At 70.0% G+C, this 23982-nt stretch carries 9 protein-coding genes and 1 pseudogene; 7 read left to right on the top strand and 3 right to left on the bottom strand.

The window, feature by feature from the left end; all coding sequences use genetic code 11:
* Positions 1 to 35 precede the first annotated feature (35 nt).
* A complete protein-coding gene (locus QGN30_RS15885) occupies positions 36 to 416 on the top strand; it encodes a PPOX class F420-dependent oxidoreductase (RefSeq protein ID WP_008256371.1) in 381 nt (126 codons plus the stop codon).
* Positions 417 to 419: 3 nt separating this feature from the next.
* Here QGN30_RS15885 and QGN30_RS15880 read toward each other — a convergent pair whose 3' ends face one another.
* Positions 420 to 1127 carry a dienelactone hydrolase family protein gene (locus tag QGN30_RS15880; protein ID WP_008256373.1) on the bottom strand — a complete coding sequence of 236 codons (708 nt, stop codon included), beginning with the start codon at positions 1125 to 1127 and terminating at the stop codon, positions 420 to 422.
* A 73-nt stretch (positions 1128 to 1200) separates the two neighbouring features.
* Here QGN30_RS15880 and QGN30_RS15875 point away from each other — a divergent pair, with 73 nt between their 5' ends.
* The 3 genes and pseudogenes from QGN30_RS15875 to lnt all read left to right on the top strand — a co-directional run bounded on the left by QGN30_RS15875 (position 1201) and on the right by lnt (position 6350).
* The gene (locus QGN30_RS15875) at positions 1201 to 1722 is read left to right on the top strand and encodes an FxsA family protein (protein WP_009953340.1); all 522 of its coding nucleotides are present in this window, start codon (positions 1201 to 1203) and stop codon (positions 1720 to 1722) included.
* 243 nt (positions 1723 to 1965) lie between these two features.
* Positions 1966 to 3498 carry an amidohydrolase gene (locus tag QGN30_RS15870; RefSeq protein WP_201406107.1) on the top strand — a complete coding sequence of 511 codons (1533 nt, stop codon included), beginning with the start codon at positions 1966 to 1968 and terminating at the stop codon, positions 3496 to 3498.
* Positions 3491 to 6350, top strand: a pseudogene (lnt, locus tag QGN30_RS15865) (apolipoprotein N-acyltransferase). Before QGN30_RS15870 ends, lnt begins: the two are co-directional and overlap by 8 nt.
* A gap of 9 nt (positions 6351 to 6359) precedes the next feature.
* Here lnt and QGN30_RS15860 read toward each other — a convergent pair.
* Positions 6360 to 6695: an RNA polymerase-binding protein RbpA gene (locus QGN30_RS15860; RefSeq protein ID WP_007770897.1), complete on the bottom strand. Its 336-nt coding sequence runs from the start codon at positions 6693 to 6695 to the stop codon at positions 6360 to 6362.
* Between the two features lie 172 nt (positions 6696 to 6867).
* Here QGN30_RS15860 and QGN30_RS15855 point away from each other — a divergent pair, with 172 nt between their 5' ends.
* The 3 genes from QGN30_RS15855 (at position 6868) to QGN30_RS15845 (ending at position 22752) form a co-directional block, all read left to right on the top strand.
* Entirely contained in the window at positions 6868 to 7218 is a 351-nt protein-coding gene (locus QGN30_RS15855; RefSeq protein WP_026071594.1) for a hypothetical protein, read from the top strand.
* Between the two features lie 361 nt (positions 7219 to 7579).
* Entirely contained in the window at positions 7580 to 20113 is a 12534-nt protein-coding gene (locus QGN30_RS15850) for a type I polyketide synthase (protein WP_095563035.1), read from the top strand.
* 26 nt (positions 20114 to 20139) lie between these two features.
* Positions 20140 to 22752, top strand: coding sequence for a sugar epimerase family protein (locus tag QGN30_RS15845; protein ID WP_029385277.1), 2613 nt, complete (start codon positions 20140 to 20142; stop codon positions 22750 to 22752).
* On the opposite strand, the gene QGN30_RS15840 is transcribed toward QGN30_RS15845, so the two are convergent.
* Complete coding sequence (locus tag QGN30_RS15840) at positions 22749 to 23975, bottom strand: cytochrome P450 (protein WP_038536150.1); 1227 nt, start codon at positions 23973 to 23975, stop codon at positions 22749 to 22751. The two genes, QGN30_RS15845 and QGN30_RS15840, sit on opposite strands and share 4 nt — an antisense overlap.
* Positions 23976 to 23982 lie beyond the last annotated feature (7 nt).

The raw sequence follows: 23982 nt of genomic DNA, 5'->3' as shown, positions 1-23982 counted from the left end.
CAACGTCGAATTGCCACGAGCGGTAGGTTGGCACCGTGACACCGACGTTCGCCGATCTCGCCAAGGCGCAATACATCCTGTTGACCACGTTCACCAAGGACGGCAGGCCCAAGCCGACGCCGATCTGGGCCGCCGCCGATCAAGGCCGGCTCCTGGTCATCACCCAGGAACAGTCGTGGAAGGTCAAGCGCATCCGCAACACCCCGCGCGTCACGCTGGCCACCTGCACGATGAACGGACGCCCCACCAGTGAGGCCGTCGAGGGGACCGCCGTCATCCTCGACAAGTCGCACACCGCCGCGGTCTACGACGCGATCGGCAAGCGCTACGGCATCGTGGGCAAGGTGTTCAACTTCTTCAGCAAGTTGCGCGGCGGCATGGAGAACAATGTGGGGCTCGAGCTGAAAGTGGCGTGAACGCTAGGCCGTCGCGCCGGCCGCCAGGTGTTCGCCGAAGAACGCGAACACGCGGCGCCAGGCGTCCTCTGTGGCGTCCTCGTTGTAGCCGAAGCCGGTGATACGAAGCAGACCCTGGGCGGGAAGTTCGTTGGCGAAGCTGTGCCCGGCGCCGGGGTAGACCTTCACATCGGCGGTGATGTTCTTGTCGGCGATCGTCTTGCGCAGCTTCTCGGGCGCGCCCCGTCCCAGCGGGTCACGACCGCCCAAGCTGGCCACGATCGGGCACGCCCCATCGAGCGTCTTGTCGAGGTTGCGGGGCAGGGGAGTGCTGTAGAAGGGCGCGGCAGCACCAAAACCCTTGGGCGACATCACAAGTGCGAATTGGCCGCCCATGCAGAAACCGGCGATGCCCACCTGACCGGAACATTCCGGCATGGCTTTCAGGTGATCGCGCGCGGCCAGGATGTCGGTGAGGGCCCGGCCGCGCTGCGTCTGCAATTCCTTCATGACCCGCGAGATGCAACGGATCCGGCCACCGCGGGCATACATGTTCGGGGTGAGCGCCAGATATCCCGCCCGGGCGATGCGGTCGTTGGCCGACTGCTTGTCCCGGCCGTAGCCGAACGCATCGTGGATCACCACCACGCCCGGCCACGGGCCCTGTCCCGACGGCGTGCTCAGTAACGCATCGATCGGTCCGTCGGGGGTATCGATCTGAATCGTCGTCATAGCGTCATCTAACTGCAATCGCGAGGACGAGCACCACGGGAACTCCAACGCGGTCCGCGGACGTTGGCCTGACATGGTGTCGCGGCTGTTGCTCGTCTATGCCGTCGTCGAACTGGCGGTGATCTTCGCGCTGGTGTCGACGATCGGATGGGGTTGGACCCTGCTGATGCTGTTGGCGACGTTCCTGCTCGGGTGGGGCATCGTCGCTCCGATGGCAGGGTCCCACCTCATCCGTCGAATCGGGAGACTGCGCTCCGGGCCGGCCGGCTCACGCGACGCGGCCGGCGACGGCGCGGTGGTCAGTGTGGCCGCGCTGCTTGTCCTCATGCCCGGGCTCGTCAGCACGGCGCTGGGCCTGTTGCTGCTCATTCCGCCGGTGCGGTCGGCCGCCGGCCCCGGGCTGGGCGCCATGGCGGTGCGCACGCTGCGGCGCCGGGTGCCCGGAATCAGTTACGCCACCACCTTCCGCGCGGATCCCTATCCGGCCGGTCCTTACCCGGGTGACGTCCGCGGTCACGGCGACTACATCGACGGCGAGGTCATCGACGTCAAGGACGTCGAACCGGTGCGAACCCAGCGCTTCGACGGGCGCTGAGCCGGCGGGGCCGATTACAGTTGCCATTGCACGTAGCTTTGGGCTGTGACTGATGGTCCCCTTCCTCCTCAGGCCGTTTCACGGCCTGCATCGTCAGGGCACGTGACTGATGGTCCCCTTCCTCCTCAGGCCGTTTCACGGCCTGCATCGTCAGGGCACGTGGCTGATGGTCCCCTTGATAGCCCGGTGACTCTGCTCGTCAACGGCCGGGTGCACAGCCCCTCGCACCCCGACGCGACCGCGATGGCGGTCCGCGGCGGCGTCATCGCCTGGCTGGGCAGCGACGAGGTGGGGCGCAGCATGTTCCCCGATGCCGTTGTCGAAGACGTCGACGGCGGTTTCGTGGCGCCGGGATTCGTCGACAGCCACATTCACCTGACCGCGACCGGCCTGACACTGAGCGGGCTGGACCTGCGCCGGGCCGGCTCGCGCGCGCAATGCATTCAGATGGTCGCCGACTACGCCGCCGCCCACCCCGGCCAACCGGTATGGGGGCACGGGTGGGATGAAACCTCGTGGCCGGACAACACCCCGCCCGGCACCAGCGACCTCGACGCCGTTCTCGGCGACCGACCCGCCTACCTGGCACGCGTGGACGTGCACTCCGCGGCGGCCTCGACGGGCCTGCGACGCCTCGTCGCGGAACTTCCTTCGGCGCCCGGCTTCAGTGAGCAGCGGCCCCTCACCGGCGACGCGCACCATCTGGTGCGCGCCGCCGCCCGCGCCCTGCTGACCCCCGAGCAGCTCGCCGAGGCCCGCGCCGCGGCGCTTGAGGCCGCCGCAACGGCCGGCATCGTCGCGGTGCATGAGTGCGCCGGTCCCCAGATCGGCGGGATCGACGACTGGTTGCAGCTGCGGTCTCTCGAGCACGGTGTCGAGGTGATCGGCTACTGGGGCGAGGCGGTGCGCACCCCGGCGCAGGCCCGCGAGCTGATGGCCGCGACCGGGGCGCGCGGCCTGGCCGGTGACCTGTTCGTCGACGGCGCGATCGGGTCGCGCACCGCCTGGCTGCACGAGCCCTACGCCGACGCGCCGGACCGCGCGGGCACCTGCTACCTGGACGCCGACGCCGTGGAGGCCCACGTGCGGGCGTGCACCGAGGCCGAGATCACCGCCGGGTTCCACGTCATCGGGGACGCCGCCGTCGCCACCGTCGTGGACGCCTTCGAGCGGGTCGCCGCGGACCTCGGGCCGGTCGCCGTCGCGCGTTGCGGGCACCGCCTCGAGCACGTCGAGATGATCGACGCCGAGCAGGCCACCAAACTGGGTCACTGGGGCGTCGTCGCCAGCGTGCAGCCCAATTTCGACGCCCTTTGGGGCGGCGCCGACGGCATGTACGCGCGCCGGCTCGGCGCCGAGCGGGGCAGTCGGCTCAACCCGTTTGCGCTGTTAGCATCCCAAGGCGTGCCCCTCGCGCTAGGTTCCGACGCCCCGGTGACGGTTTTCGACCCGTGGATGAGCGTGCGCGCGGCCGTCAACCATCGCACCGCGGGCAGCGCAGTCTCGGCGCGGGCCGCGTTTGCTGCGGCCACCCGCGGTGGCTGGCGCGCGGCCGGTGACCGCGACGGCAAGGCGGGCACCCTGACGCCGGGTGCGCCGGCGTCGTACGCCATCTGGGATGCCGGGGCGCTGGAGGTGCACGCCCCGCGCGACACCGTGCAGCGGTGGTCGACCGACCCGCGGTCCCGCGTGCCCGCGTTGCCGCGCCTGGGCCCGGACGACGCCCTGCCGCGGTGCCGGCGAACCGTGCATCGGGGCGCTGTCATCCATGGCTAGGCACTGGTCGGGCGGTGAGGAGCCCCCGGACCAAGACGAACCGGACCAAACCGCCGCCGCCGACCCGGTGGACGAACGGGCCGAGCCGATCAGCGACGACGCCGAATCCGAACGCGACGACGAGCCCGCCGACGCGCACCCGAAACGGCCCCGCGAGCGCGCGCGGCTGACCGACCGACTGGGGACCGTGGCCCGCCGGGCGGCGACCGGGCTGGTGACCGCGGTGATCGCGAGGCTGCCCGCCGCCCAGGCCGCACTGCTGCCCCGGCTGACCCGGCTGATCTGCGCCGTGGTGGGCGGCCTGCTGCTGTGCGCCAGCTTCCCGACTCTGAACTGGTGGTGGGCTGCCGTGATTGCCGCGGCGCTGCTGGCGTGGGTGCTGACCCATCCCGCGACGACGCCGGCGGGCGGGCTGGGCTACGCGTTCCTGTTCGGCCTGGCCTTCTACCTGCCGCTGCTGCCGTGGGTCGGGCTCCTGGTCGGTTCCGTGCCGTGGGTCGCGCTGTCGGCCGTGTCGGCGCTGTTTCCCGCCGCCTTCGGTCTGTGCGCCGTCGTCGTGCGCCGGCTGCCCGCCTGGCCCATCTGGTTCGCGCTGCTGTGGGCCGCACAGGAATGGCTGAAGTCGGTCTTCCCGTTCGGCGGCTTCCCCTGGGGCTCCGTGGCGTTCGGCCAGACGCACGGACCGTTCCTGCCGCTGGTTCAGCTCGGCGGCGTCGCGCTGCTGTCCATGGCCATCATGCTGGTGGGTTTCAGCGCGACCGCCATCGCGCGGGAGATCGTGAAGTGGTGGCGCGCGGGCCACCCGGTGCGCGGCGCGGCCGAGGGAGCGGAAACCGAGCCGCCGCCGCCCGCGGTGGTGCTGCCCGGCGTCTGCATCTGCCTGGTGCTGTTCGCGTCGGCCATGGTCTGGCCGCAGGTGCGGCACGCCGGCACCGGCTCGGGAGGCGAGCCGTCCGTGACCGTCGCCGCGGTGCAAGGCAACGTGCCGCGGCTGGGTTTCGAGTTCAACGAGCAGCGACGGGCGGTGCTGGACAACCACGTCCGCGAGACGCTGGCGCTGGCCGACGACGTGCGCGCCGGGGCCGCGCCGCAACCGCAATTCGTGATCTGGCCGGAGGACTCATCCGACATCGACCCGCTGGTGAACCCGGACGCCGCGCTGGAGATATCGCAGGCCGCGGCCGCGATCGGCGCCCCGATCCTGATCGGCAGCGTGCTCGAAGTCCCGGGACGCCCCCCGGAGGATCCGCACTACACGAACACGATGATCGTGTGGAACCCGGCCACCGGCCCGGCCGAACGCCACGACAAGGAAATCGTCCAGCCGTTCGGCGAGTACCTGCCGATGCCCTGGCTGTTCAAGCATCTGTCCGGGTACGCCGGCCGCGCCGGGAGCATGGTGCCCCGGGCGGGCAGTGACGTCGTGCACATGGCGGGGGTGCCCGTCGGGGTCGCGACGTGCTGGGAAGTGATCTTCGACCGCGTCCCGCGGCACGCGGTCCTGGGCGGCGCCCAGCTGCTGACGGTGCCGGCCAACAACGCCACCTTCAACAAGACGATGAGCGAACAGCAGCTGGCGTTCGCCAAGGTCAGGGCCGTCGAACACGACCGATACGTGGTGGTCGCGGGCACGACGGGGATCAGCGCCGTGATCGCCCCCGACGGCGGCGAGTTGGCGCGTACCGACTTCTTCCAGCCCGCCTACCTGGACATGCCGGTGCGCCTCAAGACCAAGTTGACGCCGGCAACCCGCTGGGCGCCGCTGTTGCAGTGGATCATGGCGGCAGCGGCCGGGGCGGTCATTTTGGCAGGGATACGGCACAATGGATGGTTCCCGCGTCCGAGTCGTCTCAGGACCAGGTCCTCGGGTCGATCGGCACGTTCTTCCAAAACGGCCGGTGCGACCCCGGGCACATCCCCGCCCGACGAGCACGACTCAGACACCGCGCCCGACGAGGGCGGGGATCGCACGCCGGCAGACAACGGCGGGTGACGACACTCCGTCCCACCCGGGGACGGCCGACTTGCTTTCAATTCGGGCGACACAGAGGAGCTACATGACCACCGGCCAGCCGGCGCCCCACGCCCCGGGCAATCGTCCCAGCCAGCGCGTCTTGGTGATCATCCCGACCTACAACGAGCTGGAGAACCTGCCGGTGATCCACCGGCGGCTCAAGGACGCGTGCCCGCACGTGCACCTGCTCATCGTGGACGACAGCAGCCCCGACGGCACCGGCCAGCTGGCCGAGGAACTGGCCGCGGCCGACGCCGGTCGCACGCACGTCATGCACCGCACCGCCAAGGACGGCCTGGGCGCGGCGTACCTGGCGGGCTTCGCCTGGGGACTGAGCCGTGACTACTCGGTGCTCGTCGAAATGGATGCCGACGGCAGCCACGCCCCCGAACAGCTGCACCGCCTGCTGGACGCGGTCGACGGCGGCGCCGATCTGGCCATCGGCTCGCGCTACGTCGACGGCGGTACGGTGCGCAACTGGCCCTGGCGGCGGTGGGCGCTGTCCTGGACCGCCAACACCTACGCGCGGCTGGCGCTGGGCATCGGGGTGCACGACATCACCGCCGGCTACCGCGCCTACCGGCGCGAGGTCCTCGAGGCGATCGACCTCGACGGCGTCGACTCCAAGGGCTACTGCTTCCAGATCGACCTGACGTGGCGGACCATCTGCAACGGGTTCACCATCGTCGAGGCGCCCATCACGTTCACCGAACGCGAGCTCGGCGTGTCCAAGATGAGCGGATCCAACATCCGCGAAGCCCTGGTCAAAGTGACCCGATGGGGCATTCAGGGCCGCCGGTCGGGCGCGCGGGCCACCAGGGCGGACAACCGCAGCTAAACCGCGCGGTCAGCCTCGTCGACGGGTCTTGATGATCTCGAGGCGCTCCTTGAGCAGCTCTTCGAGTTCTTCGACCGAGCGGCGCTCCAGCAGCATGTCCCAGTGCGTGCGCGGCGGCTTCACCTTCTTGGGCTCGGGCAGGTCGCCCTCGATCAGGGTGCCTTCCAGCCCGTTGCGGCACAGCCAGGTGCCGGGGATTTCGGCGTCGTCGGCGAAGGGGACCTCGAACTCCTCGCCGTTCTCGGTGCGGTACTTCGCGAGCTGGCGCGGCGCCAGGTCATGGTTGCGGTCGGTCTCGTAGCTCACGGCTCCGAGGCGACTGCCTCTCAGTACGCGATCAGCCATGGGTGCTACTCCTTTAAGTCGTTTCGGAGCCCTGCGGCCCCCTGTGGTGCAATTCTCTCTCGATTAGCAACGCTGTGGCGATCTGCGCAGTTCCCGGCGTACAGCCGGCGTACGCGACGCGACCATCAATGATACCGGGATCGCAGGAGATCCCCGACTAAAGTCGGCAGGCGTGAGTCGCCGTACCCACCCGCAGCCCTGCCGCTGGTGCGGTCGAGACGTCGCCGACGTGGGGATGGGCCGCCGCCGCCAGTACTGCCGGCAGTCGTGCCGGCAGCGGGCCTACGAGCAACGTGCCTCGTTGAACCGGCACGGCGCGGCGGCGGTGCCCGACGACGCGGTGGTGCTGTCGGCCGACGACGCGGCCGACCTCTCCGACCGCGTCTACCAGGTGCGGTGCGCCGCAGAGGACGTTGCCACCGCCCTCGAGGAAGGCGCCGAGGCCACCGAACTGCGCCAGTTGTGCGACGCGCTGATCCACGCGGCCCGCGCCGCCGACGGCTGGCGCCGAGCGGGTGTCTGACACTGCGCCTGACCACCGACTATGGCTAGACGGGTACAGTCTCGCCATGGACCACGGGCCACGTCTGCAGCGGGCCGTGGTCCATCGAGTTCACCGGGCTGCGCGCGGCGCACCTCGCCTGAGCGGGCGCCGCACCTGTCCAAGCCGGTCCTCCTGTAGCAATCGGGAGCAGCGGACGTTTTGAAATCCAGTCGGAGTTGGCCATACTCACCAGCAACATTCTTGGGTCGGAAAGCTGCACGACGCTGGTCGAACGAAACACGGCGTCGCCTCGTGCAGCGAATCCCGTGAATCGGCGACAACCGCAGCCGGCGGGACAAGACGGCCAGACATTAGGTGAGGGTTAGGGCGAGGTTTAGTGATGGTGGACCAACTCCAGCATGCGACCGAGGCGCTGCGGAAAGCGCTGGTCCAGGTTGAACGCCTGAAGCGCACCAATCGCGCGCTACTGGAGCGGTCAAGCGAGCCGATCGCGATCGTCGGTATGTCCTGCCGCTTTCCCGGCGGCGTCGACAGCCCCGAGTCGCTGTGGCAAATGGTGGCCGACGGCCGCGACGTGATCTCGGAGTTTCCCGCCGACCGAGGATGGGACCTCGCGGCGCTGTACGACCCCGATCCCGACGCCCGCCACAAGTGCTATGTGAACGCCGGCGGTTTCGTCGACGGTGTCGCGGATTTCGATCCGGCCTTCTTCGGCATCGCGCCCAGTGAAGCCCTGGCGATGGATCCCCAGCACCGGATGTTGCTGGAGCTGTCCTGGGAAGCGTTGGAGCGGGCCGGGATTGACCCCAGCGGCCTGCGTGGCAGCGCCACCGGGGTGTTCGCGGGGCTCATCGTGCAGGGCTACGGCATGCTCGCCGAGGAGATCGAGGGCTACCGGCTGACCGGCATGACCTCGAGTGTGGCCTCGGGGCGGGTGTCGTATGTGCTGGGGCTGGAGGGTCCGGCGGTGTCGGTGGACACGGCGTGCTCGTCGTCGTTGGTGGCGTTGCACATGGCGGTGCAGTCGCTGCGTTCGGGGGAGTGCGATCTGGCGCTGGCCGGCGGCGCGACCGTCAACGCCACGCCGACGGTCTTTGTCGAATTCAGCCGGCACCGGGGACTGGCACCCGACGGGCGATGCAAGGCGTACGCCGGCGCGGCCGACGGCGTCGGCTGGTCGGAGGGCGGGGCGATCCTGGTCGTCGAGCGGCTGTCGGATGCGCAGCGGTTGGGTCATCCGGTGTTGGCGGTGGTGCGGGGTTCGGCGGTCAATCAGGATGGTGCCTCCAATGGGTTGACCGCGCCCAATGGTCCCTCTCAGCAGCGGGTGGTGCGTGGGGCGTTGGCCAATGCGGGGTTGTCGGCGGCCGAGGTGGATGTGGTCGAGGGGCATGGCACCGGGACGACGTTGGGTGATCCGATCGAGGCGCAGGCGTTGTTGGCGACTTATGGGCAGGATCGGGGTACTAGCGGGCCGTTGTGGTTGGGGTCGATCAAGTCGAACATGGGTCACACGCAGGCCGCCGCGGGTGTGGCGGGTGTGATCAAGATGGTGCAGGCCATGCGCCATGAAACGCTGCCCGCGACACTGCATGTCGATGAGCCCAGTCCGCATGTGGATTGGTCGGCGGGTGCGGTGTCGTTGCTGACCGAGGCCCAGCCGTGGGGTGCGGATCGTCCGCGGCGGGCGGGAGTGTCGTCGTTTGGCATCAGCGGCACCAACGCCCACGTGATCATCGAGGCCGCCCCCGCCGAAACCGTTGAGGTCACCGAGCGCCCCGAGGTGCCCGTGGTGCCGTGGGCGTTGTCGGCGAAGTCGGCCAGGGCGCTGGCGGCCCAGGCGGCGCGGCTGGCCGAATACCTGCGTGCCCACCACGAATTGGACGTCGCGGACGTGGGATGGACGCTGGCCGGTCGCGCGACGTTCGAGCATCGGGCCGTCGTGGTGGCCGCCGATCGGGACCGGTTGCTGGCCGGGCTGGACGAGCTGGCCAACGATGACCCGACCGGGTCCGTCCTGCGGGGCATCGCGACGCCGGCGGGCAAGACCGTGTTCGTCTTCCCCGGACAGGGCTCCCAATGGCTGGGCATGGGCATCGAACTGCTCGATACCGCACCTGTATTCGCACAACAGATCCAGGCGTGCGAAGAGGCGTTCGCCGAATTCGTCGACTGGTCGCTGATCGACGTGCTGCGCGGCGCACCCGGCGCACCCGGAATGGATCGCGTCGACGTGGTGCAGCCGGTGCTCTTCGCGGTGATGGTGTCGCTGGCCGAGCTGTGGAAATCGGTCGGGGTGAGCCCGGACGCGGTGATCGGCCACTCGCAAGGGGAAATCGCCGCGGCCTACGTCGCGGGAGCCTTGTCGTTGCGCGACGCAGCCCGGGTGGTCACGCTGCGCAGCAAGCTGCTGCGCTCGCTGGCCGGCCCCGGGGGCATGCTGTCGATCGCCTGCAGCACCGAGCGGGCCCGGGAGTTGTTGGCGCCCTATGGTAGTCGGGTCAGCATCGCCGCCGTCAACGGCCGGTCGGCGGTCGTGGTGTCGGGCGACGTGGCCGCGCTCGACGAACTCGTCGGGTTCTGCGCCGACCTCGAACTGCGGACCCGGCGCATCGACGTGGACTACGCCTCGCACTCGGTGGAGGTCGAGGCGATCCGCGACGACCTCGCCCAGGCGCTGTCCGGCATCGAGCCGCGTTCCTCGCGCATCGCGTTCTTTTCCACCGTGACCGGAAACCGCCTGGACACAGCGGGTTTGGACGCCGACTACTGGTACCGCAACATCCGGCAGACCGTGCAGTTCGACCAGGCCGTGCGGAGCGCGAGCGAGCACGGATACCGGACGTTCATCGAATCCAGCCCGCACCCGGCCCTGGTCGCGGGCATCGAGGACACCGCCAACCATCATGCCGGCCGCGACGCCGAGGCCTCCGAAGCCAAGGTCATTCCGACCCTGGGTCGCGACGACGGCGGGCTCGACCGATTCCTGACGTCCGCTGCCACCGCGTTCGTCGCGGGAGTGAGCGTGGGTTGGCGTGGTGTGCTGGACGGGGCCGGCTTCGTCGAGCTGCCCACGTATGCCTTTGACCGCCGGCGGTTTTGGCTGTCCGGCGAAGGAGCCGCGGCCGACGCCACCGGCCTGGGCCTGGGAGCCAGCGAGCACCCGCTGCTGAGCGCAGTGGTCGAACTGCCGTCCTCGGGCGGGGTCGTGCTGACGGGCCGCCTGTCGCCCAGCCTGCAGGGGTGGCTGACCGACCACGCCGTGTCCGGTGCGGTCGTGTTCCCCGGGGCCGGCTTTGTGGAATTGGCGATCCGCGCCGGCGACGAAGTCGGGTGTTCGACGGTCGACGAACTGACCCTGCAGGCGCCATTGATGTTGCCCGCCAAGGGCTCCGGAGCGGGATCGGTGGCCGTACAGGTCGTGGTGGGCCCGGCCACGGAAACCGGTCAGCGCGTCGTGTCGATCTTCTCGCGGCCGGACACCGGCTCGGGCTGGGTATGCCACGCCGAGGGCACACTGAGCACCGGCTCGGTCGAGCCGGGCGCGGACCTGTCGGCCTGGCCGCCGGCGGGCGCCGTCGCGGTCGACCCGGCCGACGGTTACGAGCAATTGGCCGCCCGCGGTTACGGTTACGGCCCGGCGTTCCAGGGCCTGACCGCGGCCTGGGTGCGCGGCGACGAGATCTTCGCCGAGGTGCGGCTGCCCGACGCCGCCGGGAGCGTCAATGGGTTCGGCGTGCACCCGGCGCTGCTCGACGCGGCCATGCACGCGCTGGTCATCGGCCACCAAATGGCCGACCACACCGACGAAGTGGTGTTGCCGTTCTTCTGGCAGGGCGTGTCGCTGCACGCCGCGGGCGCATCGGCGGTGCGCGCACGCATCGCGCCGGCGGGCGCCAGTGCGGTGTCGATCGAACTGGCCGACGGCCTCGGATTGCCGGTGCTGTCGGTGCGCGCGATGGTGGCGCGCTCGGTGAGCGAGCGGCAGCTGCGCGCGGCGGTGTCGGCCTCGGGTCCCGACCGGCTCTTCGAGGTGGAGTGGTCGCCGGCGACCGCCGGCGCGGGCGAGACGCCCCCGCACGAAGTCTTCGAATCCCTTGCGGCCGAGGAAGACCCGATCACGGGATCGTATCGTCGCACGCATGAGGCCCTGGCCGCCGTGCGGTCGTGGCTGTCCGAGCGCGACTCCGGGCTGCTGGTCGTCGCGACGCGCGGCGCGATGGGACTGGCGGGGGAGGACGTCCCCGACCTGGCCGGCGCGGCGGTGTGGGGGCTGGTCCGGTCGGCGCAGACCGAGCATCCCGGCCGGATCGTGCTGGTGGATTCCGATGTCGCGCTGGACGATAGCGCGATAGCGACCGCTCTCGCCGTCGGCGAGCCGCAGGTGCTGCTGCGCGACGGCAAGGCCCACACCGCACGGGTGCGGGGCAGCCGTGCGGTCGGCGGCATCATGACACCGCCGGAAAGCGGCCCCTGGCGGCTGGGCATCAGCAGCGCGGGCACCTTCGAAAACCTGCAACTCGAGCCGGTTCCCAACGCCGACGCTCCACTGGAGCCGGGTCAGGTTCGGGTGGCCCTGCGCGCGATCGCCACCAACTTCCGCGATGTCATGATCACCCTGGGCATGTTCACCCACGAGGCGCTGCTCGGCGGCGAAGGCGCCGGAGTCGTGGTCGAGGTCGGACCGGGTGTCACCGAATTCGAGGTCGGCGATTCGGTGTACGGCTTCTTCCCCGACGGCAGCGGCACCCTGGTGCCCGGCGACGTCCGTCTGCTGCAGCGCAAGCCGGCCGACTGGTCCTACGCCGAAGCCGCCGGCATCTCAGCGGTTTTCACCACCGCCTACATGGCGTTCATCCACCTGGCCGAGGTCCAGCCCGGGCAGCGAGTGTTGGTGCACGCCGCCGCGGGTGGGGTCGGGATGGCCGCCGTCCAGCTCGCCCGGCACCTCGGCCTGGAGGTGTTCGCCACCGCGAGCCGCGGCAAATGGGACACGTTGCGGGCCATGGGCTTCGACGACGACCACATCTCGGACTCCCGCAGCCTCGAGTTCGAGGACAAGTTCCGCTCGGTCACCGGCGGGGCCGGCATGGACGTGGTGCTGGACTCGCTGGCCGGCGAATTCGTCGACGCCTCCCTGCGCCTGGTCGCCCCGGGCGGCATGTTCCTGGAAATGGGCAAGACCGACATCCGCGACCCGGGCGCGGTGGCCCAGGAATACCCGGACGTCCGCTACCGCGCCTTCGACCTGTTCGAGCCCGGACGTCCTCGCATGCATCAGTGGATGATCGAGCTCGCCGGCCTGTTCGACGCCGGGGTCCTGGAACCGTTGCCGGTGACGACCTTTGACGTGCGGCGCGGTCGCGCGGCCTTGCGGTACCTGAGCCAGGCCCGCCACATCGGCAAGGTCGTCATGACTGTGCCTACCGGACCGGGTGCCGGCCTGGCCTCGGGCACCGTGCTGATCACCGGCGGGACCGGCATGGCGGGATCGACGCTGGCGCGTCACCTGGTGGCGCACCACGGCGTCGAGGACCTGGCGCTGCTGAGCCGGCGCGGACCGGACGCGCCGGGAGCCGCCGAGCTGATCGCCGAGCTGGAAGCGGCCGGCGCCCGGGCGCGAGTGATCGCCTGCGACGCGGCCGACCGGACGGCGCTGGCCGCGGTGATCACCGAACTCTCGGCGACTCGGCCTCTGTCCGGCGTGATCCACGCGGCCGGCGTGCTCGACGACGCGATGCTCACCTCGCTGACACCCGAGCGGATCGACGCGGTGCTGCGGTCCAAGATCGACGCGGCCTGGAACCTGCATGAACTGACCCGCGACCTGAATCTGTCGGCATTCGTGATGTTTTCCTCGATGGCCGGGCTGGTGGGCTCGTCGGGCCAGGGCAACTACGGCGCCGCGAACTCGTTCCTCGACGCGCTCGCGGCGCATCGGCGCGCGCACGGGCTGCCGGCGATCTCGCTGGGCTGGGGCCTGTGGGACCAGGCCAGCGCCATGACCGGCGGGCTCGACGCCGCCGACCTCGCCCGGCTGGGCCGCGACGGGATCCTGGCGCTGTCCTCGGACGAGGCCATGGAACTGTTCGACACGGCATTGATCGTCGACGAACCCTTCCTGGCGCCCGCCCGCATCGATCTCGGCGCGCTGCGCGCCCACGCGGTCGCGGTGCCGCCGATGTTCGCCGACCTGGTCAACGCGCCCACGCGGCGCCGGGTCGACGACTCGCTCGCGGCCGCGAAGTCCAAATCGGCTCTGGCGCATCGCCTCGACGGCCTGTCCGAAGCCGAGCAGCACGCCGTGCTGCTGGACCTGGTGCGCTCCCACATCGCCACCGTGCTGGGCAACACCTCCGCCGAGGCGATCGACCCGGACAAGGCGTTCCAGGAGTTGGGCTTTGACTCGCTGACCGCGGTCGAAATGCGCAACCGGCTCAAAACCGCGACGGGATTGGCGCTTTCGCCCACGCTGATATTCGACTACCCGACACCCAACGGCCTGGCCGGCTACATCCGCACCGAACTCGCCGGGGCCCCGCAGGAGATCAAGCACGCCCCGGTCGCGCGCGCCACCGAGGACGATCCGATCGTGATCGTCGGCATGGCGTGCCGCTATCCCGGCGGGGTGAATTCGCCCGAGGATCTGTGGCAGATGCTCACCGAGCGCCGCGACGTCCTCTCCGATTTCCCGACCGACCGCGGTTGGGATCTGGCCGGCGTGTACAACCCTGATCCCGACGTCCCGGGCACCTGCTACACCCGGACCGGCGGTTTCGTCGATGGTGTCGCGGATTTCGATCCGGCCTTCTTCGGCATCGCGCCGAGTGAGGCCCTGGCGATGGATCCGCAGCAACGCATGTTCCTCGAGCTCTCCTGGGAAGCCTTGGAGCGGGCGGGAATTGAACCCGGCGCGCTGCGTGGCAGTGCCACCGGCATGTTCGCCGGCGTGTACACGCAGGGCTACGGCATCGACGCCGCGCCCACCGCGGAAGGCTTCCGGCTGACCGGTCAGTCCTCGAGTGTGGCCTCGGGGCGGGTGTCGTATGTGCTGGGGCTGGAGGGTCCGGCGGTGTCGGTGGACACGGCGTGCTCGTCGTCGTTGGTGGCGTTGCACATGGCGGTGCAGTCGTTGCGTTCGGGGGAGTGCGATCTGGCGCTGGCCGGCGGCGTCACGGTCAACGCGACGCCCGACATCTTCGTCGAGTTCAGCCGCATGCGCGGGTTGTCCGTCGACGGCCGGTGCAAGGCGTACGCCGGCGCGGCCGACGGCACCGGATTCTCCGAGGGCGGCGGCATGCTCGTGGTGGAGCGGTTGTCGGATGCGCAGCGGTTGGGTCATCCGGTGTTGGCGGTGGTGCGGGGTTCGGCGGTCAATCAGGATGGTGCCTCCAATGGGTTGACTGCGCCCAATGGTCCCTCGCAGCAGCGGGTGGTGCGTGCGGCGTTGGCCAATGCGGGGTTGTCGGCGGCCGAGGTGGATGTGGTCGAGGGGCATGGCACCGGGACGACGTTGGGTGATCCGATCGAGGCGCAGGCGTTGTTGGCGACTTATGGGCAGGACCGTGGTTCGGGCGGGCCGTTGTGGCTGGGGTCGATCAAGTCGAACATGGGCCACACGCAGGCCGCCGCGGGTGTTGCCGGTGTGATCAAGATGGTGCAGGCCATGCGCCATGAAACGCTGCCCGCGACACTGCATGTCGATGAGCCCAGCCCGCATGTCGACTGGTCGGCGGGTGCGGTGTCGTTGCTCACCGAGGCCCGGGCCTGGAGTGCGGAGCGTCCGCGCCGGGCCGGGGTGTCGTCGTTCGGCATCAGCGGCACCAACGCCCACGTGATCATCGAGGCCGCACCCGCCGAAACCGTTCAGGTCACCGAGCGCCCCGAGGTGCCGGTCCTCCCGTGGGTGGTGTCGGCGAAATCGCCGTCGGCGTTGAGGTCTCAGGCCGCCCGGCTGGCGACCCACCTGCGCGCCCACCCGGATCTGGACGCCGTCGATGTGGGCTGGACGCTGGCGGGCCGGTCGACCTTCGAACAGCGGGCCGTCATCGTCGCCGATGACCGTGACCGCCTGCTGGCCGGGCTGGACGAGCTGGCCGCAGACGAACTGGCCCAATCAATCATTCGCGGGACGGCGGCGCCCGGCGGCAAGACCGTGTTCGTCTTCCCCGGTCAGGGCTCCCAACTACTCGGCATGGGTAGGGGATTGCACGACGCGTACCCGATGTTCGCCGAGGCCTTCGACGCCGTCCTGGCCGAACTGGACCAGCACCTGCTGCGCCCCCTGCGCGACGTCATCTGGGGCAGCGACGAAAGCCTGCTGAACACCACCGAATTCGCGCAGCCAGCGCTGTTCGCGGTGGAAGTCGCGCTGTTCCGGCTGCTCGAATCCTGGGGCATACACCCCGACTTCGTGATGGGCCACTCGATCGGCGAGCTGTCCGCCGCCCACGCCGCCGGCGTCCTGTCGCTGAAGAACGCCGCCGTCCTCGTCGCCGCCCGCGGCCGATTCATGCAGGCGCTGCCTGCGGGCGGGGCGATGGTCGCCGTGCAGGCCACCGAAGACGAGGTGCGGCCGCTGCTCGTGCCCTCCGAACAAGACAGCGTGGGCATCGCTGCCGTCAACGGGCCTGCCTCCGTGGTGATTTCGGGAACGCAAGGCGCGGTGACCGCGATCGCGGACCAGCTCCGCGCCGAGGGCCGCCGCGTCCATCAACTCGCCGTCTCGCACGCGTTCCACTCCCCGTTGATGGACGCCATGATCGACGAATTCGGCACCGTGGCGGCGGGACTGACCATCGGCAAGCCGACCATCCCGATCGTGTCCAACGTGACCGGCGGGCTGGCCACCGATGACTTCGGAACCGCGGCGTACTGGAAGCGGCACGTCCGCGAGGCGGTGCGATTCGCCGACAGCGTCCGATTCGTCCATGCGGCCGGCGGCAACCGATTCCTCGAAGTTGGGCCGAGCAGCGGTCTGACGGCGTCGATCGAGGAAACGCTGGCCGACAACCCGGTAACGACGATGTCCGCGCTCCGCAAGGACCGGCCGGAGCCGACGGCCCTGGTCAACGCCGTCGCGCACGGGTTCGTCGCCGGCATGGCGGTGGACTGGCGCGGCGCCATCGGCACGGCGAATCTCGTCGAACTGCCCACGTATGCCTTTGATCGGCGGCGCTTTTGGCTCTCGCGCGACGATGCCCCCGCCGATGCCGCGGGCCTGGGCCTGGCCCCCGGCGAACACGCCCTGCTGGGCGCGGTGGTCGAACTGCCGGCGTCGGGTGGGGTGGTGTTGACCGGTCGGTTGTCCTCGGGTACGCAAGGCTGGCTGGCCGATCATGCCGTCGGCGGTGTCGTGCTGTTCCCGGGTGCGGGATTCGTCGAGTTGGCCATCCGCGCCGGCGACGAGGTGGGCTGCGGAATCCTCGACGAGTTGAATCTGGCCGCGCCGCTGGTGCTCCCGGCCGGCGGCTCGGTCGCGGTTCAGGTCGTGGTCGGTGGCCCGGACGACTCGGGTGCGCGCGCGGTGTCGGTGTTCTCACGGGCCGAAGCGGGCTCGGGCTGGTCGTTGCACGCCGAAGGCGTGCTGCGCGCGGGGTCGGTGGAGCCGGGCGCGGACCTGTCCGCGTGGCCACCCGCGGGGGCGGTCCCGGTGGAGGTCGGCGACGGGTACGAGCAACTGGCCGAGCGTGGTTACGGGTACGGGCCCGCGTTCCGTGGCCTGACCTCGATGTGGCGCCGTGGCGACGAAATCTTCGCCGAAGTGACCCTGCCGTCCGACGCCGGGGTGTCGGTGAGCGGGTTCGGGGTCCACCCGGTGCTGCTGGACGCGGCGCTGCACGCGGTCATCTTGTCGTCCGAGAGCGACGAGCTCGCCCCGGGTTCGATACTGGTGCCGTTCTCCTGGCAGCAGGTGTCGTTGCACGCCGCGGGGGCGGCGGCGGTGCGCGCCCGGATCATGCCCGTGGGCGCCTCGGCGGTATCGATCGAACTGGCCGATGGGCTCGGACTGCCGGTGCTCTCGGTGGCATCGATGGTGGCCCGTCCGGTGACCGATCAGCAGCTCCTGGCCGCGGTGTCTAACTCGGGACCGGACCGGCTCTTCGAGCTGATTTGGTCCGCTCAGCCGACATCGACGGTGCAGCCGGTGTCGGTAAGCGCTTGGGGTGCACCGGAATCCGCGGAATACGACAACGGCGAGGCCGGACTATCCGTGGTGCTGTTCGAATCGGAGCCGGTGTCGGGCGACGTGATCACCGAGGTGTACGCGGCGACGCGAGCGGTGCTGCCGGTGCTGCAGTCCTGGTTGTCCCGCGACGTCACCGGGACGCTGGTGGTGGCGACCCGGGGCGCGATGACGTTGCCCGGGGAGGACGTCACCGATTTGGCCGGCGCGGCGGTGTGGGGCCTGGTGCGGTCGGCGCAGACCGAACACCCCGGCCGCATCGTGCTCGTCGACACGGACGCGCCGCTGGATCCCGATGCGATCGCCGCCGTGTTGGCGGTCGGCGAGCCGCAGGCGTTGCGGCGCAACGGGATGGTCTACACCGCGCGGGTGCTCGGCAGCCGCGCGGTCGGCGGCCTGCTGACGCCGCCCGAGCAGGGCCCGTGGCGGTTGGGCATGAGCAGCTACGGCACGATCGAGAATCTGCGGATAGAGCGGATTCCCGACGCCGACGCGCCGCTGGGACCCGGGCAGGTGCGGGTGGCGCTGTCGGCCATCGCCGCCAACTTCCGTGACGTCATGATCGCGTTGGGCCTCTATCCCGACCCGGACGCGATCATGGGCATCGAGGCAGCCGGCGTGATCACCGAAACCGCCTCGCAGGACGGGCGTTTCGAGGTCGGCGACCGCGTCATGGGGCTGTTCCCTGACGGCACCGGAACGATCGCCAAAACCGACGAGCGCCTGCTTGTCAAGGTGCCGGCGGGATGGTCACACACCGCCGCGGCGACTGCTTCGGTGGTGTTCGCCACGGCGCGCTACGCCCTGGTGGATCTGGCCGCCGCGAAGCCCGGTCAGCGGGTGCTGGTGCACGCCGCCGCCGGCGGGGTAGGAATGGCCGCGGTCCAGCTGGCCCGCCAGATCGGGCTGGAAGTGTTCGCGACGGCAAGCCGTGGCAAGTGGGACACGCTGCGGGCCATGGGGTTCGACGACGACCACATCGGCGATTCGCGCAGCCTTGAGTTCGAGGACAAGTTCCGCGCGGTCACCGGCAGGACCGGCACGGCCGGGATGGATATCGTGCTCGACTCGCTGTCCGGCGAATTCGTGGACGCCTCCCTGCGGCTGGTCGCGCCGGGCGGGGTGTTCCTGGAGATGGGCAAGACCGACATCCGCGACCCCGAGGTCGTCGCGCGCGACCACTCCGGGGTGCGTTACCGCGCCTTCGATCTCTTCGAAGCCGGACCGGACCGCATCGCCCAGATGCTCGACGAGCTGGCCGCCATGTTCGCCGAAGACGTGCTGAGGCCGCTGCCGGTGACCCGATTCGACGTGCGCCGTGCGCCCGCCGCGCTGCGCTATCTGAGCCAGGCCCGCCACGTCGGCAAGGTCGTCATGACCATGCCGGACGCGTGGACGGCGGGCACCGTGTTGATCACCGGCGCCACCGGGATGGCCGGTTCGGCGGTCGCGCGGCACGTCGTGACCCGCCACGGCGCGCGGAACGTGGTGTTGGTCAGCCGGCGCGGTCTTGATGCGCCGGGGGCGGCGGAGCTCGTGGCCGAGCTGAGGGCGGCCGGCGCGCACGCGGAGGCGGTGGCCTGCGATGCCGCCGACCGCGAGGCCTTGGCCAAGGTGATCGCCGACATCCCGATGCAACGCCCGCTGACGGGGGTGATCCATGCCGCCGGCGTCTTGGACGACGCGGTGGTGACGTCGCTGAATCCCGAGCGGATGGCCGCGGTGCTGCGTTCCAAGGTCGATGCGGCATGGAACTTGCACGAGTTGACCCGCGACCTGGATGTGTCGGCCTTCGTGATGTTTTCGTCGATCGCCGGCCTGGCGGGCGCCTCGGGACAGGCCAACTACGCCGCCGGCAACTCGTTCCTGGACGGGTTGGCCGCGCATCGACGCGCCCACGGCCTGCCGGCGATCTCGCTGGGCTGGGGGCTGTGGGATCAGGCCAGCGCCATGACCGGCGGGCTGGGCGCCGCCGACCTCGCCCGGTTCGGCCGGGACGGGATCGTCGCGATGTCCTCGGAGCAGGCGCTGGAGCTGATGGACACCGCGCTCATCGTCGACGAGCCGTTCATGCTGCCCGCCCACATCGACCTCGCGGCGCTGCGGGTCAAGTTCGACTCGGGCACGCTGCCGCCCATGTTCGTCGATCTGATCAACGCGCCGACGCGACGCCAGGTCGACGACTCGCTGACCGCCGCCAAGTCGAAATCCGCTCTGCTGCAACGCCTCGAGGGGCTCCCCGAGGACGAGCAGCAGGCGATACTGCTGGACTTGGTGCGTTCGCACATCGCCACCGTGCTCGGCAGCTCCAGCCCGGAGGCGATCCACCCGGACCGGGCGTTCCAGGAGCTTGGCTTCGACTCCCTGACCGCAGTCGAGATGCGCAACCGGCTCAAAGCCGCGACCGGGCTGGCGCTTTCACCCACGCTCATCTTCGACTATCCGAACTCCGCGGCGCTGGCGGGCTACATGCACCGAGAACTCGTGGGGGCGTCGGAACAAACCCCGGGGGGCGCGGCGCCGGGCGAAGCCGAGATCCAGCGCGTCGTCGGGTCGATTCCGGTCAAGCGGCTCCGACAGGCCGGCGTTTTGGAACTGCTGCTGGCGCTGGCCGACGAATCCAACGGCAACGCGCAGTCCGCGGCGCCGGCGACCACCGAAAAGGACATCGCCGACATGGACCTCGATGACCTGGTCAACGCGGCGCTGCTGGACGACGACGACTAGCCACCTATGACCACCAAAGGCATTCAGTGAGAATTGCTGTCACCGGGGCCAGCGGAGTGCTCGGCCGCGGACTCGCCATGCGGCTGCTCACCCAGGGCCACGATGTCGTCGGCCTTGCCCGAAACCGCCCCGAAAGCTGGCCGAGCGCAGCCGACTTCGTCGACGCCGACATCCGTGATGCCGCCGCGGTCAAGCGCGCCCTGGCGGGCGCGGAAGTGGTTGCGCACTGCGCGTGGGCGAACACTCCCGGACCAGACGAACGGATCGGTCACGAGGTCAACATCGACGGCGCCCGCAACGTGCTCGACGCGATGGTCGAGACCGGGTCCAGGAGAATCGTTTTCGCGTCGACGGCGCACGTCTACGGCGGCGGCGGCGGTGCGCCCAAGGCCGAACACGATGCCTTGACCCCGGTCACCGTCGACGGCCAACTCAACGCCCAGGTCGAACGCATGGTCGCGGAAGCGGGCACGGAATGGGTCGCGATCCGCTCCGCGCTGATCCTCGGCCGAAGCGTCGACAACTGGGTGCGCCGGATGCTGGCGCTACCGGTGTTTCCCGCCCGGTCCAGCGATCACCGCATGCAAGTCGTCCATCTCGACGACGCGCTTCGGCTGTTCAACCAGGCGATCGTGGACGGTGAAATCGACAGCGGCCCGGTCAATCTCGCCGCTGCCGGACAGGTGACCTTCCGGCAGATCGCCGCCGCTCTCGGGCGCCCGGTCGTGCGGCTGGGCTTCGAGCCGGGCGAACTGCAACGGGCGCAGGGCGCTCCGCTCATGGATCTCTCGCGATTGCAGCACGAGTGGGGATTTCGGCCCGCGTGGGAATCCACCGAATGCATCGACGATTTCGCGCTGGCCGTGCGCGGCCGGGTCACCGTGGGCAAGCGGGTGATATCGCTGCCCTGGCGCCTGGCCACCATCCAGGACCTACCCTCGGTCGACGCGCCGAGCGACGACGGCGTCAAGCCGAATTTGGCGGGCGCAGCGGGGGATAACGGGGAATTCGACACACCGATCGACCCGCGCTTTCCGACGTTTTTGGCCACGAACCTGTCGGAGGCACTACCCGGCCCGTTCTCGCCGGCGTCGGCGTCGGCGACGGTCCGGGGACTGCGGGCCAGCGCGGTGTGCGTTGCCGAGCGGTTGCGCCCGGGGGGCAAGATCCAGCGCGAAATCGCGATGCGCATGGTCGCGGTGTTCGCCCACCGCCTGTACGGCGCGATCACGACCGCGCACTTCATGGCCGAGACGGTGCCTTTCGTGAAGCCCACGACGGTGGTGAGCAACAGCGGATTTTTCGGCCCCAGCATGGCCGCCCTGCCGATCTTCGGTGAGGAACATCCGCACTCCGACATCGATCGAATCCGCAAGCGACTGCGCACCGTCCGCAACATCGGGGTATTCGGCGTCAACCTGATCGGCCTGTCGGCCGGCGCGCCCCTGGACACCCGCGAATTCGTTGCCGACGTCGATCGCCTGGAACGCCTGACCGAAGGGGACCTCGCCGGAATCGACGATCGCCGGCTGCTGAGCCTTATCTCGCTGGCGCGGGACCAGGTGGTGCACGGCTGGGTGCTCGCCGCCGGCTCATTCCTGCTGTGCGCGGCGTTCAACGTGCTGCTGCGTGGTCTGTGCGGGCGGGACGTCGCCGCCCCCGGTGGGCCCGAATTGGTCAGCGCGCGTTCGGTCGAGGCGATGCAGCGGTTGGTGGTTGCCGCGCAGCGCGATCCGAAAGTGACGGCGCTACTGGCAGAACCGGGGGACCGGCTGGACAAGCTGGCCGTCGAGGCACCGGAATTCCATGCCGCGCTGCTGGCCGAGCTGGCGCTCATCGGCCACCGTGGGCCCGCCGAGCTCGAGATGCTGTCAACCAGCTACGCCGACGACCCCGAGCTGCTGGTCCGGATGGTGACCAGGGCGATGAGCGCGCCGTCGGCGCAGCAACCCCAGCGCCCCCAGATTCCGTTGCACGCCAAGCCAATTGCGGTGCTGGCCACCCAGCAACTGCGCGACCGTGAGGTCCGCCGCGACAAGGTGGTGCGGGCCAACTGGGTTCTGCGCACGCTGCTGCGCGAGTACGGGCGCAGGGCGGTCGAGTCGGGCGTCTTCGAAGCCGCCGATGATGTCTTCTATCTGCTCGTCGACGAACTGGATGCCCTGCCGGCGGATGTGGGCGCGCTGGTGGCCCGGCGCCGGGCCGAGCAACGCCGGCTGGTCGCGGTGGCGCCGCCGACGGTGTTCAGCGGAAGCTGGCAGCCAACCGCGCCCTCGTCGCCCGCCCTGGCCGGCGGGGACACCCTGCGCGGGGTCGGGGTGTGCGGCGGGCGGGTGCGCGGCCGGGTACGGATCGTGCGCCCCGACACCATCGACGACCTGCAGCCCGGCGAGATCCTCGTCGCCGAGGTCACCGACGTCGGATACACGGCGGCGTTCTGTTACGCCGCCGCCGTCGTGACCGAACTGGGCGGCCCGATGTCCCACGCCGCGGTGGTGGCCCGCGAATTCGGCTTCCCCTGTGTCGTCGACGTTCAGGGGGCGACCAAGTCGTTGCCGCCGGGTGCCCTGGTCGAGGTCGACGGCGCGACGGGCGAAATCCACGTCCTGGAGCTGGCCGCGGACGACGCGCTGAGCTAGTCGAATTCCATCTCCAGACCGACCGGCCCGCTCAGTCCCAGCATCGGTTTCCACTGCGCCGTCGCTACGCGCCGCGGGTTGGTCATGCGCCGGGCGAGGACTTTGAGCGCTCCGGCGAGTTCCGTTCGGGCGAGGTTCGCGCCCAGGCAATAGTGGGCACCGCCGCCGAACGTCAGAATGGGCGGCGGGTCCTCGCGGGTGATGTCGAACCGGCCCGGGTGCGCATAGACCTGCGGATCGCAGTTGGCGGCAAAGGTATTCACTGAAATGAAGGTGCCGGCCGGAAAGGTGTAATCGGCGAATGTGACGTCGTCGAGGACGGTGCGCAGGGTGGTACAGACCGCGGGCGAATGGCGCATGCATTCCTCGACGGCCGGCATCGCGAGGTTGGGGTTTTTGCGGAGCATCGCCAGTTGCTCGGGGTGATCGCACAGCGCGTGCATGCACGCGGCCAGCTGATTGCGGGTGGTGTCGGTGCCGGCGGACAGGATGCTGAACGCCAGCATGCGCATCTCCGCGTTGCTCAGCCGGTCGCCGTCGTCCTGCGCGCGGATCAGTTCGGAGATCAAGTCGTCGGTCAACCGGCTCCGCCGTTCGGCGATCATGTCGTCGATGTAGGCGTCGAACTCGTCCCACGCCCGCATCACGATGTGCTGCTCGTTCGCCAGGTCGGAGTCGAACCGCACGATCTTGAAAATGTCCTCCGCCCATAGGGAAAACTGCTCCCAGTCCTCGGGTGGTGCGCCCAACAACGCGCAGATGATCGGGATCGGGTAGGGCCGGGCGATGTCGGCGACGAAGTCGCAGCGGCCGGCGCCGGCGACCTGATCGATCAAATCGTTGATCACCCTTTCGATGGTGTCTTCCATGCGCGCGGACGCCCGCGGCGTGAAGGCCCTGGACACCAGACCGCGCAGGCGCCGATGTTCCTCGCCTTCCATGCCGAGGATGGTGCCCAGCACCCGGTCATAGAGCGGGCCGGAGGTTATCCCGCGAGCCGTCATGTGCATGCCGGGCGGGAAGACGAACCGGGGATCGCGAAGTATCCCTCGGGCGAGTTCGTAGCCGAGCACCTCGGGTCCCAACGGCCCGAGGGCGATCGGAGATCGCTTGCGCGCCTCGTGGATCCGCGGGGCGACCTGGTGCACGGTGTCGGTGATGTCGTAGTGCAGTGTAGGCAGGCCTGCGTCGAAGACGCTGGGTGCTGCGGTGTCGACGGTCATGATGTCT

The sequence above is a fragment of the Mycobacterium sp. 3-98 genome, from assembly GCF_035918355.1.
GTDB lineage: Bacteria > Actinomycetota > Actinomycetes > Mycobacteriales > Mycobacteriaceae > Mycobacterium > Mycobacterium intracellulare.
This window is presented reverse-complemented; position numbering and strand designations above follow the sequence as displayed.

Excerpts from the sequence above, each read along its gene's own strand:
- QGN30_RS15880 (WP_008256373.1), bottom strand. The coding sequence starts at position 1,127 with ATGACGACGATTCAGATCGATACCCCCGACGGACCGATCGATGCGTTA.
- QGN30_RS15870 (WP_201406107.1), top strand. The coding sequence starts at position 1,966 with ATGGCGGTCCGCGGCGGCGTCATCGCCTGGCTGGGCAGCGACGAGGTG.
- QGN30_RS15840 (WP_038536150.1), bottom strand. The coding sequence starts at position 23,975 with ATGACCGTCGACACCGCAGCACCCAGCGTCTTCGACGCAGGCCTGCCT.
- QGN30_RS15875 (WP_009953340.1), top strand. The coding sequence starts at position 1,201 with ATGGTGTCGCGGCTGTTGCTCGTCTATGCCGTCGTCGAACTGGCGGTG.
- QGN30_RS15850 (WP_095563035.1), top strand. The coding sequence starts at position 7,580 with ATGGTGGACCAACTCCAGCATGCGACCGAGGCGCTGCGGAAAGCGCTG.
- QGN30_RS15860 (WP_007770897.1), bottom strand. The coding sequence starts at position 6,695 with ATGGCTGATCGCGTACTGAGAGGCAGTCGCCTCGGAGCCGTGAGCTAC.